At 67.8% G+C, this 11,477-nt stretch carries 13 protein-coding genes; 7 read left to right on the top strand and 6 right to left on the bottom strand.

Going from position 1 to position 11,477, the window contains the following annotated elements; genetic code table 11:
* Window positions 1–87 precede the first annotated feature (87 nt).
* The 4 genes from rplI to rpsF form a co-directional block, all read right to left on the bottom strand.
* Entirely contained in the window at window positions 88–654 is a 567-nt protein-coding gene (gene rplI, locus RKE40_RS05465; RefSeq protein ID WP_316017225.1) for a 50S ribosomal protein L9, read from the bottom strand.
* 36 nt (window positions 655–690) lie between these two features.
* Complete coding sequence (locus tag RKE40_RS05460) at window positions 691–1,635, bottom strand: DUF2232 domain-containing protein (protein WP_316017224.1); 945 nt, start codon at window positions 1,633–1,635, stop codon at window positions 691–693.
* Window positions 1,636–1,814: 179 nt separating this feature from the next.
* Window positions 1,815–2,060: a 30S ribosomal protein S18 gene (rpsR, locus tag RKE40_RS05455; protein ID WP_038367644.1), complete on the bottom strand. Its 246-nt coding sequence runs from the start codon at window positions 2,058–2,060 to the stop codon at window positions 1,815–1,817.
* Between the two features lie 3 nt (window positions 2,061–2,063).
* Complete coding sequence (gene rpsF, locus RKE40_RS05450; protein ID WP_316017223.1) at window positions 2,064–2,513, bottom strand: 30S ribosomal protein S6; 450 nt, start codon at window positions 2,511–2,513, stop codon at window positions 2,064–2,066.
* A 344-nt stretch (window positions 2,514–2,857) separates the two neighbouring features.
* Here rpsF and fabD point away from each other — a divergent pair, with 344 nt between their 5' ends.
* The 7 genes from fabD (at window position 2,858) to gmk (ending at window position 9,556) form a co-directional block, all read left to right on the top strand.
* Window positions 2,858–3,805 carry an ACP S-malonyltransferase gene (gene fabD, locus RKE40_RS05445; protein WP_316017222.1) on the top strand — a complete coding sequence of 316 codons (948 nt, stop codon included), beginning with the start codon at window positions 2,858–2,860 and terminating at the stop codon, window positions 3,803–3,805.
* A gap of 75 nt (window positions 3,806–3,880) precedes the next feature.
* Entirely contained in the window at window positions 3,881–4,618 is a 738-nt protein-coding gene (gene fabG / locus RKE40_RS05440) for a 3-oxoacyl-[acyl-carrier-protein] reductase (RefSeq protein ID WP_316017221.1), read from the top strand.
* Between the two features lie 254 nt (window positions 4,619–4,872).
* On the top strand, window positions 4,873–5,106 hold the full coding sequence (locus RKE40_RS05435) for an acyl carrier protein (RefSeq protein ID WP_066468900.1): 234 nt from the start codon (window positions 4,873–4,875) through the stop codon (window positions 5,104–5,106).
* 53 nt (window positions 5,107–5,159) lie between these two features.
* The gene (gene fabF, locus RKE40_RS05430; RefSeq protein WP_316017220.1) at window positions 5,160–6,425 is read left to right on the top strand and encodes a beta-ketoacyl-ACP synthase II; all 1,266 of its coding nucleotides are present in this window, start codon (window positions 5,160–5,162) and stop codon (window positions 6,423–6,425) included.
* 138 nt (window positions 6,426–6,563) lie between these two features.
* A complete protein-coding gene (gene mltG, locus RKE40_RS05425) occupies window positions 6,564–7,937 on the top strand; it encodes an endolytic transglycosylase MltG (RefSeq protein WP_316017219.1) in 1,374 nt (457 codons plus the stop codon).
* 84 nt (window positions 7,938–8,021) lie between these two features.
* A complete protein-coding gene (locus RKE40_RS05420) occupies window positions 8,022–8,903 on the top strand; it encodes a YicC/YloC family endoribonuclease (protein ID WP_316017218.1) in 882 nt (293 codons plus the stop codon).
* Window positions 8,903–9,556 (top strand): guanylate kinase, encoded by a 654-nt coding sequence (gene gmk / locus RKE40_RS05415; RefSeq protein WP_390893256.1) that lies wholly within the window; start codon window positions 8,903–8,905, stop codon window positions 9,554–9,556. The genes RKE40_RS05420 and gmk overlap by 1 nt, the downstream gene beginning before the upstream one ends.
* A gap of 36 nt (window positions 9,557–9,592) precedes the next feature.
* On the opposite strand, the gene rsmA is transcribed toward gmk, so the two are convergent.
* Both rsmA and pdxA read right to left on the bottom strand, forming a co-directional pair.
* Window positions 9,593–10,456 (bottom strand): 16S rRNA (adenine(1518)-N(6)/adenine(1519)-N(6))-dimethyltransferase RsmA, encoded by an 864-nt coding sequence (gene rsmA / locus RKE40_RS05410; protein WP_316017216.1) that lies wholly within the window; start codon window positions 10,454–10,456, stop codon window positions 9,593–9,595.
* Window positions 10,453–11,472 carry a 4-hydroxythreonine-4-phosphate dehydrogenase PdxA gene (pdxA, locus tag RKE40_RS05405; protein WP_316017215.1) on the bottom strand — a complete coding sequence of 340 codons (1,020 nt, stop codon included), beginning with the start codon at window positions 11,470–11,472 and terminating at the stop codon, window positions 10,453–10,455. Before pdxA ends, rsmA begins: the two co-directional genes overlap by 4 nt.
* Between the last annotated feature and the right edge of the window lie 5 nt (window positions 11,473–11,477).

Genomic DNA, 11,477 nt, shown 5'->3' with positions numbered 1-11,477 from the left:
TCGCGGCGATCCATTTCATTGTTATCGCATCGAAGCTTCCGAAAGTGGGATCCGCTTTTCGGTCCGATGCTATCGCCGAAAGACCGATCAGCGATCGTCGTCCTCGCCGGCCTCGGCCAGCGCGGCACCGACCTCGAGGCCGAGATCGTCGAGATCGAAGGTCTCGCGAGCGGTGACGTCCTCGCCGCGCACCTGGCGCTCGGCCTCTTCGGCCGAACGGGCGATGTTGACGGTGACGGTGACCGAGACTTCCGGATGCAGCACGACCGGGACCGAGTGCAGGCCGAGCGTCTTGATCGGCGCGTTCAGGGTGATCTGACCGCGGTCGACCGAGAAGCCGTCATTGCTCAGCGCCTCGGCGATGTCGCGGGTCGAGACCGAGCCGTACAGCACGCCCGATTCGCCGGACTGGCGCAGCATCACCACCGAGTGGCCGTCGAGCGTCTCGGCGACCGAGTCGGCCTCGCGCTTCAGCTCGAGATTGCGGGCCTCGAGCTGGGCGCGCTGGTTCTCGAAGCGCTTCTTGTTCTCCTCGGTCGCGCGCAGGGCCTTGCCGCGGGCGAGCAGGTAGTTGCGGCCGTAGCCGTCGCGCACGCGCACGGTCTCGCCCATCTGGCCGAGCTTGGCGACGCGTTCGAGCAGGATCACTTCCATGGTCTTTCTCCTTGATGTTCGTCGATAGGATTGATGTCAGGCGGTAGGCGGCGTCGACGATCTGCGCCGGCGCAAGTCGATCAGCGCGTCGGCAATGCCGAGCAGCGCGAGGAAGGGGAACACCGTGATCAGCATGATCAGCAGCGCCAGATAGACCGCGAACAGGGTCGGCATCCGCCAGGCCTTGCCGCGACTGAGGTCGTGAACCGCGGCGAGCCCGGCGAGCCCGAAGGCTGCGATCAGTGCGCCGGTCATGGCGGCGCCGGCCAGGCCGACGAAGCCACCCATCAGGCTCAGCAGGAAGCCCGCGCCGAGCGCAGCGACGGCCTTGGCAGGAAGGCGGGTCGCCGGAATGAAGGGCCAGGGGCGGGGCAGGCGGCCCGAAAGCTGGACGGCCTTGGCCGCCAGCCAGAGATTGGCGACGATCATCGGCACGAAGGAGGCGCCGGCGGCGGCCGGAACCAGCGCGGCGAGGCGGGCTGCGAGATCGGCGACATCGATACCGCTCGGCAGGCGAACGGACGGGCCGACGCCCTCGCCGCCGCTGAGCACCAGCTGCAATCCGCGCGTCATCACGCTGCGATAGGTCTCGTAGTCGGAAGAGATCGCAAGCGCGCCGCCGATCGTCACCAGGGTGGCGACCGCGGCGATCCAGACCAGCAGACGCCCGAGCGGATACCATTCGCTGGTGCCGTCGCCATTGTCGCGGGCCAGCAGGGCGAGATAGGCGATCCACCAGGCCGGCAGCGCGGCGCCGATGGCAAAGGCGAGCCCGAGCGGGACCTTCAGCACGAGTGCGACGGCGGCCGTCCCGCAGGCGGCCGCGACCAGTCCGGCACGATGGTTCCAGCCGAGCGCTGCGATGAAGACCGGGAGCGGGGCGACATAGGACAGCAGCAGCGCCAGCGGCGATCCGGTGATCACCACTGTGAAAAGGAGGGCTGAAACCAGCCCGGCGCCGATGCCGACGATGGGTAGCATGTCCGTCCTGCTGTCCCGCTGCTCTCGCGTGCTTTCCGTCAGACCGGAACTGGCTCGCGGCAGGGTGAGAGGGCTCTTTGCCTCAACATACCCGGAGGGGTTTCACCGCCGGGCGACTAATGGTCTATCGGTCTAGGAAACCGGTGGCGCCGAAGCGCCACCGGGAAACATTCAGCCGCTCAGCGGATGACGTAGGGCAGCAGGCCGAGGAAGCGGGCGCGCTTGATCGCCTGGGCGAGCTCACGCTGCTTCTTGGCCGAGACGGCCGTGATGCGCGACGGCACGATCTTGCCGCGCTCGGAGATGTAGCGCGAGAGCAGACGCACGTCCTTGTAGTCGATCTTCGGAGCGCCTTCGCCCGAGAACGGGCAGGACTTGCGACGGCGGAAGAAGGGGCGACGGGCGCCAGCAGATGCGGTCGACATGGATCAGGCCTCCCCGGCGGGGGTTTCGGTGGCTTCGTCTTCGCGGCGCGGACGCTCGCGGCGCGGGCCACGGTCGAAGCGATCGCCGCCGCCAGGGCCGCGGTCGAAACGGTCGCCGCGCTCGTCGCGGTCGCGCTTCTGGAGCATGACCGACTGGCCGTCCTCGAGAGCCTCGACGCGGATGGTCATGAAGCGCAGCACGTCTTCATTGATGCGCATCTGGCGCTCCATCTCGGCCACGGCGGCCGCCGGGGCGTCGATGTTCAGCAGCGAATAATGCGCCTTGCGGTTCTTCTTGATGCGGTAGCCCAGGGACTTGACGCCCCAGTACTCGACCTTGGCGACGGAGCCGCCATTGGCCTCGAGGATGCCCTTGAACTGCTCGACAAGGGTCTCGACCTGCTGCGCGCTGACATCTTGTCGCGCGAGCATCACATGCTCGTACAATGCCATGAGTGGCCTTCCTTCTTTCACCTGCTTCGTCCGGCGCGGAGCCCTCCGAGCCCTGGATAAGGCCCGACAGGATTTCATCGAAGGCGGAGACACGGGATGATGGCTGCCCAGGAGAGAAGCCGAGCGGAGCACCTCCGGAAAGGAAAGCTCCGCCATCCGTTCAGCCTCCGGCCGAACAAGCAGAGGGCTCGTTACAGGGAGACGGCCTTCCGCGCAAGCCGAAAACATCGGAAAATGTCCGTGCAAGTCGAGTTTGGGGCTGTCGAAGCCTTGACTTGCCGGGCCGCACGGTGCGACTGCGCCCCGCAACGTTAACCAGGCGCGATCTTCAGGACCAGCAGGACATGGCGACGGCTTTCATCTTTCCAGGGCAAGGTTCGCAGGCGGTCGGCATGGGCAAGGGCCTGGCCGAGGCCTTTCCGGCGGCCCGCGCCGTCTTCGACGAGGTCGATGCGGCTCTGTCGCAGAAGCTCTCGACGCTGATGTGGGAAGGGCCGGGCGAGGAGCTCACCCTTACCGCCAATGCCCAGCCGGCGCTGATGGCGGTGAGCCTGGCGACGATCCGCGTGCTCGAGGCGGAGGCGGGCCTGTCGCTGGCGCGCGATGCCGCCTTCGTCGCCGGCCATTCACTCGGCGAGTACTCGGCCCTGGCCGCCGCCGGCACCTTCTCGATTTCCGATGCGGCGCGCCTGCTGCGCATTCGCGGCGACGCGATGCAGAAGGCCGTGCCGGCGGGCGAGGGCGCCATGGCGGCGCTGCTCGGCGTCGATCTGGAGCAGGCCCGCGCGATCGCCGCCGATGCGGCCGAGGGCCAGGTCTGCGAGGCCGCCAACGATAACGGCGGTGGGCAGGTCGTGCTCTCCGGTGCCAAGGCCGCGGTCGAGCGCGCCATCGCCCTTGCAGGCGAGCGCGGCGTGCGCCGCGCCATGCTGCTGCCGGTCTCGGCTCCGTTCCATTGCGCATTGATGCAGCCGGCTGCCGACGCGATGCAGACTGCCCTGGCCGAGGTCTCGATGCAGGCGCCTGCCGTGCCCGTGATGGCCAATGTCGGCGCCGCGCCGCTGAGCGATCCGGCCGCGATCCGTGCCTCGCTTGTGGCGCAGGTCACCGGCACCGTTCGCTGGCGCGAATGCGTCGAGGCGATGGCCGGCGCCGGCGTGACGCAGTTCTACGAGATCGGCTCGGGCAAGGTGCTGGCCGGGCTGGTCAAGCGCATCGCCGCCGGGGCGTCGTCCGCATCGGTCGGGACGCCTGACGATATCGCGAGCTACAAGGCCCAGCAGGGCGTCTGAGTGGCTGTGACGAGACGGGCCGGCTCCTCGCATGAGCCGGCCGAGAAGACGGCAGAACGCCGAAAAGGAGGAAGAATGCTTGATCTGACCGGAAAGAAGGCGCTGGTCACCGGCGCCACCGGCGGGCTCGGCGGCGCCATCGCACGGCGGCTGCATGCGCAAGGCGCCACCGTCGCCTTGTCGGGGACCCGGGTCGAGGCGCTGGAGGCTCTGGCGAAGGAACTGGGTGAGCGTGTCGAGGTCGCGCCGTGCAATCTCTCCGATCGCGATTCGGTCGAAGCGCTCGTGCCGGCGGCCGAGGCCAAGCTCGGCGGGCTCGATATCCTCGTCAACAATGCCGGCGTGACCCGCGACAACCTGTTCATGCGCCTCAAGGATGAAGACTGGGACCTCGTCCTTGCCGTCAACCTGACCGCGGCCTTCAGGCTCTCGCGCGCGGCCGTGAAGAGCATGATGCGCCGGCGCTATGGCCGCATCATCTCGATCGGCTCGGTGGTCGGCACCTCCGGCAATCCCGGCCAGGGCAACTATGCGGCGTCGAAGGCCGGCCTGATCGGCATGTCGAAGTCGTTGGCAGCCGAGGTCGCCAGCCGCAACATCACCGTGAACGTCGTCGCGCCGGGCTTCATCGAGTCGCCGATGACCGAGGTGCTGAACGAGAAGCAGCGCGAGTCCATCCTCGCCGACGTGCCGATGGGCCGTTTGGGTGTGGGTGATGACATTGCCGCCGCGGTGGCCTATCTCGCCAGCTCGGAAGCCGGCTACGTCACCGGTCAGACGCTTCACGTAAACGGCGGAATGGCAATGATCTGAGGCGGTTGCAGTATTTTCCTGGAGCGGTTTGAGGCTTTGGGACAACTCTCGCCAGCCCATTACGAGTGTGTTAACTAGCCAGCCGGCCGCGTGACGATCGGCAACCGGGGGGCTTGACGCCAACCTGGTTGTTGCGTTTGTGCAGCCATGAACACCCCGACCGGCGCGCCGCAAGGTGCGAGCGCCGGCCGGGAAACCGATTTCAACCACGCGTCGCTTCCGGCGGTGTGTTTTCAAGGTTTGAGGAAAGACCCATGAGCGATGTCGCCGAGCGCGTGAAGAAGATCGTGATCGAGCACCTCGGCGTCGACGCCGACAAGGTGGTCGAAGGCGCGAACTTCATCGAGGATCTGGGTGCGGACAGCCTCGATACCGTCGAGCTGGTCATGGCCTTCGAAGAGGAATTCGGCGTCGAGATCCCCGATGACGCCGCCGAGACGATCGTGACGGTCGGCGACGCCGTCAAGTTCCTCTCGAAGTCCGCCTGAGCGGCTCAGAGTCTGGCGCGCGATCCAGCGTCTTGACCGAGCGAGGAATACCGATGCGGCGCGTCGTCGTCACCGGACTTGGCATGGTGACCCCGCTTGGATGCGGGGTCGATGCGACATGGTCCCGTCTGATTGCCGGCGAGAGCGGCGCAGGGCCGATCACGAGCTTCGACGCTTCTGATCTGCCTGCGCAAATCGCATGCAATATTCCGCGTGGCGACGGCTCGGCCGGCACATTCAATCCCGACGATTGGATGGAGCCCAAGGAGCAGCGCAAGGTCGACGACTTCATCGTCTTCGCCATGGCTGCAGCGACCCAGGCTCTGCGCGACGCAGACTGGAAGCCGCAGTCCTATGAGGACCAGATCGCGACCGGCGTCGCGATCGGCTCCGGCATCGGCGGACTGGGCGGCATTTATGAAGCCTCGATCCTGCTGAAGGAGCGTGGCCCGCGGCGCCTCTCGCCCTTCTTCATCCCGGGGCGACTAAGCAATCTCGCGGCCGGCTACGTCTCGATCGAGCACGGGCTGAAGGGCCCGAACCATGCCGTCGTCACCGCCTGCTCGACCGGCGCGCACGCCATCGGCGATGCGGCCCGTATGGTCGCGCTGGGCGATGCCGAGGTCATGGTCGCCGGCGGCACCGAATCGGCGATCAACCGGATCGGCATTGCCGGATTCTGCGCCTGCCGCGCATTATCGACCAGTTTCAACGACACGCCCGAAAAGGCTTCGCGGCCTTACGACAAGGACCGTGACGGCTTCGTCATGGGCGAAGGCGCCGGCGTCGTCGTTCTCGAGGAACTCGAGCACGCCCTGGCGCGTGGCGCGAAGATCTATGCCGAGGTCGTCGGCTACGGCATGTCGGGCGACGCCTATCACATCACCTCGCCGGCTGAGGACGGGGACGGCGCCTATCGCTGCATGCAGGCCGCGCTGAACCGCGCCGGCTTGCGTGCCTCCGATGTCGACTACATCAATGCCCACGGCACCTCGACGCAGGTCGGCGACGAGATCGAGCTGCGCGCGGTCGAGCGTCTGCTGGCCAATGCGCCGCAGCGGCCGGCCATGTCCTCGACAAAATCGGCGACCGGCCATCTGCTCGGAGCCGCCGGTGCGATCGAGGCGATCTTCTCGGTCCTGGCGATTCGCGACCAGGTTCTGCCGCCGACGATCAATCTCGACAATCCCTCCGTCGAGACCGAGATCGACCTCGTGCCGCACAAGGCCAAGAAGCATAAGGTCGACGTAGCGCTTTCCAATTCCTTCGGTTTCGGCGGCACCAACGCCTCGCTGGTGATGCGGCGTTTCGTCGGCTGATTCCGCGACAGCGCGCTTTCGCCATAATTTTCGCTAGCCTGTCGCCGCTGCCGTGCCAGAATGCCTGGAGCGCGGCCGACAGGTGGAATCCATGCCGGCAAAGCGGATCGTGATGTCGGGAGATCGAGCGTAAGCATCATGAATCAGCCGCCCCGCGTTGCGCCGAGGAGCCCGAACGAGGCGTTGAAGCCGGTCGCGCCGCCATCACCGCCGCCGAAGGTGCGCCGCCGCCGGCGCTCGCCCTTTATCGCCATGCTGAGCGGCCTGTTCACCACAGCTCTGGTGCTGGCTGGTGCGGTGGGGGGCGGCATCGCCTATCTCGACAGTCGCAGCAAGGCGCCCGGGCCGCTCGCGACCGATCGCGTCCTGATCATCCCGAAAGAAAATGGGGTGACGGAGATCGCCGATCTGCTGCAGCGCGAGGGCCTGATCGAGCATCCCTGGGCGTTCAAGGTCGCGGCCTATACATCGGGCAAGGCAGCGAGCCTCAAGGCCGGCGAGTACCTGTTCAAGGCACGCGCCAGCCAGAAGGACATCCTCGACATCATCGCCGAGGGCAAGGCTGTCGAGCACTCCGTCACCATCCCCGAGGGCCTGACCAGCGAACAGATCATCGCCCGCCTGAAGGAGAACGATCTGCTCTCCGGCGAGATCATCCAGGTTCCGCGCGAGGGTGCCATTCTGCCGGACACCTACAAGTTCCAGCGTGGCTCGACCCGGCAGGCCATGGTCGACCGGATGACCCGCGACCAGCGTCGCATCCTCAACGACATCTGGGCCCGCCGTCCGGCCGACCTGCCGATCAAGACTCCCCAGGAGCTCGTGATCCTGGCTTCGATCGTCGAGAAGGAAACCGGGCGCGCCGACGAGCGCACCCGCGTCGCCGGCGTCTTCATCAACCGGCTCAACCGCAAGATGAAGCTGCAATCCGATCCGACGATCGTCTACGGGCTGGTCGGCGGCAAGGGCACGCTCGGACGCGGAATCATGCGGACCGAGATCACCCAGGCGACGCCCTACAACACCTATGTGATCGACGGCCTGCCGCCGGGGCCGATCGCCAATCCCGGCCGGGCCGCGCTCGAGGCGGTGGTCAACCACTCGCGCACCAAGGATCTCTATTTCGTTGCGGACGGCAGCGGCGGCCACGCCTTCGCCGAGACGCTGGAGCAGCACAACCGCAATGTTGCGCGCTGGCGCCAGGTCGAGGCCAACAGGCGCGAGGCGGGCAAGCCGGCGCCGGAGGCCAGCATCGACAAGGCCGAACCGCCCCCGTCGCCCGATTCCCGCACCGAAGCGCCGGGCGGCGCCGGGCAGGGCATGCAGGCCGCGGGGCAGCCCGAGAGCTTCCCGGTACCGGGCAACCGCCGTGCCGGCCAGACGGCGCAGGGCGGGACTGACGGTACCCGCGCGCGCGCCTTCGACGCCTCGGAAGGAACCGATCGCGATCCGCTGCGCAACCGGACCTTCGACCTGAACAGCCCGAAGGTCGTTCCGGCCCTGCGGCCCTGACCGCGCCTTTCCACATCCCGCGCTTGTCGTCGTGACAAGCGCTGTCTAGGGTCCGGCCGCATTCGCGGGCAGGAATATCGCAATATGGCAATCGAAAGCATGACGGGCTTCGCGCGTGAGGCCAGGACCGTCGCCACCCACGCCTTTGCCTGGGAGGTGCGCAGCGTCAACGGCCGCGGCCTCGATGTCCGTGTCCGCGTCCCGCCGGGCTTCGAGCTGTTCTCGGAGGCCGCGCGCAAGCAGATGTCCGCCGCCTTCTCGCGCGGCACGCTGCACGTCAATCTCGCCATCACCAGCGCGGCGGCGCCGGCGCGCCCGCGGATCAACCAGGAGGCGCTGGCCGCCCTGGTCGAAGCTGCAGCAACCGTGTCTCTGCCGGCCGGCATGGCTCCGGCCTCGCTCGACGGTCTTCTCGCCATTCGGGGCGTCGTCGAGATCGCCGAGGAGGCGGAGGATGCCGCCGCGGCACTCGAGAAGCCGGTTCTGGCCGCGCTCGAGCGGCTCGTCGCCTCGCTCAAGCAGGCGCGTCTCGGCGAAGGCCTCGCGCTGGAGACCGTGATCGGGGGGCATCTCGCCACCATCGCCCGGTTGACCGGGGAGGCCGAGAACCACCCCGCGCGTAGCGTCGAGGCGGTGAAGGCGCGTCTCGCCGCGCAGGTCGCCGCGCTGCTCGAAACCGGCAATGCCCTGGATGCCCAGCGCCTGCATCAGGAGGCGGCCCTGCTCGCCGTCCGCGCCGATATCCGCGAGGAGATCGACCGGCTGCATGCGCACGTCACCGGTCTGCGCGAACTGCTCGCCCAGGGCGGGCCTATCGGCCGCAAACTCGACTTCCTCGCGCAGGAGTTCGGACGTGAATCCTCGACGCTCTGCGCCAAGGCCGGCGATCCCGGCCTGTCGCGCATCGGCCTCGATCTGCGCACGACGGTCGACCAGCTCCGCGAACAGGTTCAGAACGTGGAATGATGGCGATGGCTGATCTCGTCCGCCCGGCCCGTCGCGGCCTGATGCTGATCCTGTCGTCGCCCTCCGGCGCCGGCAAGTCGACCCTGACGCGTACGCTGTCGCAGAAGGAAACCAATCTCGACCTCTCCGTGTCGGTGACGACGCGCGCCCGCCGGCCGTCGGAAATCGAGGGGGTTCACTACCATTTCATCGAGCGCGATTTGTTCGACGGTTTGCGCCAGCGCGACGAGCTGCTCGAATCCGCGGAAGTCCATGGCAATGGCTATGGCACGCCGCGCAAGCCGGTCGAGGAGGCGCTCAAGGCCGGCCGCGACGTGCTCTTCGACATCGACTACCAGGGCACGCAGCAGATCCTCGAAAAGGCCCGCGACGACGTCGTCGCGATCTTCATCCTGCCGCCCTCCATGGCCGAGCTGCGCTCGCGTCTTGTGCGGCGCGCCGAGGATGCACCCGAGGTCATCGCCAAACGCCTCGCAAATGCCCGCGACGAGATCGCGCGCTGGAGCGTCTACGACTACGTCATCATCAATGACGATCTCGGCGCGGCCTATGAATCGGTCCGCGCGATCCTCGTCGCCGAACGCCTGAAGCGCGCACGCGCGACCGGAATGGCGAGCTTCGTCGAGCAATTGCTCGAGGAGCAGACCGTCTGAGGAGCTGGCGGCGTCTCTGATCGCGCCGCCCCCAGCCTACAGAGCTTCTGCCAACGCGTTCGCGAGGCGCACGAAGCCGGAGACCGGGATCTCTTCGGCCCGCGCCGTCGGCAGCAGGCCCGCGGCTTCGATGATCGGCGTCGGCTCGGCGAGCACCGGCTTCAGGCTCTGGCGCAGCATCTTGCGACGCTGCCCGAAGGCGGCGAGCGTGACCCGCTCCAGCAGCAGGCGGTCGCAGGGCTCCGGACGCTGCCGGGGCACGAGTTGCACGATCGAGGAGGTGATCTTTGGCGGCGGCACGAAAGCGGTCTTCGGCACATCGAACAGGATCTTCGCTTCGCAGCGCCAGCCGGCGAGCACCGCAAGGCGTCCATAGGCGGCGCGCTGATCGGGCGTCGCGACGATGCGTTCCGCGACCTCGCGCTGGAACATCAGGGTTAGCGAACTCCACCAGGGCGGCCAGGGTTCGGCGCTGAGCCAGCCGACGAGCAGAGGCGTGCCGATATTATAGGGCAGGTTGGCGACGATCCGGGCTTCGCCGCCGCCAAGCAAATGCGAGAGGTCGACGGCGAGCGCGTCCCCGTCGACGACCTCAAGCCGCCCGGGATAGTGCGCGGCGATCTCGGCCAGCGCCGGCAGGCAGCGGCGGTCGCGCTCGATCGCGATCACGCGTCCGGCGCCGTTCGCCAGCAGCGCCCGCGTCAGTCCGCCGGGGCCAGGCCCGATCTCGACGACCGTCTGTCCGGCGAGCGGCCCGGCCGCCCGCGCGATCCGACCGGTCAGGTTGAGGTCGAACAGGAAGTTCTGGCCGAGCGCCTTCTGCGCCATCAGGCCATGGCGCTCGACCACCTCGCGTAGCGGCGGCAGCCCGTCCTGGGCAAGGCCATCCGATGCGCTCATGCCTGCGTCTCCATCTCGGCCTCCGCCATCCTGGCGGCGAGCCTCAGCGCCGCGCAAAGGCTGTCGGGCCGCGCCACGCCCTTGCCGGCGATATCGAATGCGGTGCCATGGTCCGGCGAGGTCCGGATGAAGTGCAGGCCGAGCGTGACGTTGACGCCCTCGTCGAAGGCGATCGTCTTGATCGGGATCAGCGCCTGGTCGTGATACATGGCGAGCGCGACGTCGTAACTGGCGCGCGCTCTTTCATGGAACATCGTATCGGCCGGGTAGGGTCCGCTGGCGTCGATGCCGAGTGCACGCAGTTCAGTGACCGCCGGAGCGACGACGGCATCGTCCTCGGATCCGAGCGCCCCGCCTTCGCCCGCATGCGGATTGAGCCCGCTCAGCGCCAGCCGGGGACGGGTGATACCGAAGCGCCGCGCAAGATCGGCCGCGACGATCTTTCCGGTCTCGACGATCAGTTCGGTGGTGAGCAGGCTCGGCACGGCCGTGAGCGGCACATGGATCGTCACGGGTACGACGGCGAGCCCCTCCGACCAGATCATCATCACCGGCTGCGGCACGGTCTTGCCGCCGCGTCCGGCGAGCTCGGCGAGGAACTCGGTGTGGCCGGGATGGCTGAAGCCTGCGGCGTAGAGCACGCTTTTAGCGATCGGATTGGTGACAAGGGCAGCCGCCAGTCCGGACTCAACGGCTGCGACACCGCGCTCTATCGCTCCGATCACGCCCGCCGCATTGGCCGGGTTGGGCCTGCCTGGCTCGACGGGCGACGCTCCATCGATCTCGACAACCGGAAGCGCCTCGTCGAAGACGGCGGTCGCCTCTTCCCACGTGATGCTCCGGACCGGTACCGCCAGGCCAAGCCGTTCTGCCAGCGCCTGCAGGGCAAGGGCATTACCGAGATAGGCGAAGGCAGGCAGCCGCTGCTGCCTGCGCAGCAGCCAAGCCATCAGGCTGATCTCCGGGCCGACCCCGGCGGGGTCGCCCTGTGTCAGGGCCAGCAGGCGATGGCGCAAGCGCG

Origin of the sequence: Allobosea rubneri, assembly GCF_032464875.1 — a bacterium.
GTDB classification, from domain to species: Bacteria; Pseudomonadota; Alphaproteobacteria; order Rhizobiales; family Beijerinckiaceae; genus Allobosea; species Allobosea rubneri.
The sequence above is the reverse complement of the archived record's forward strand: the minus strand, read 5'-3'. Positions and strand labels throughout refer to the sequence as shown.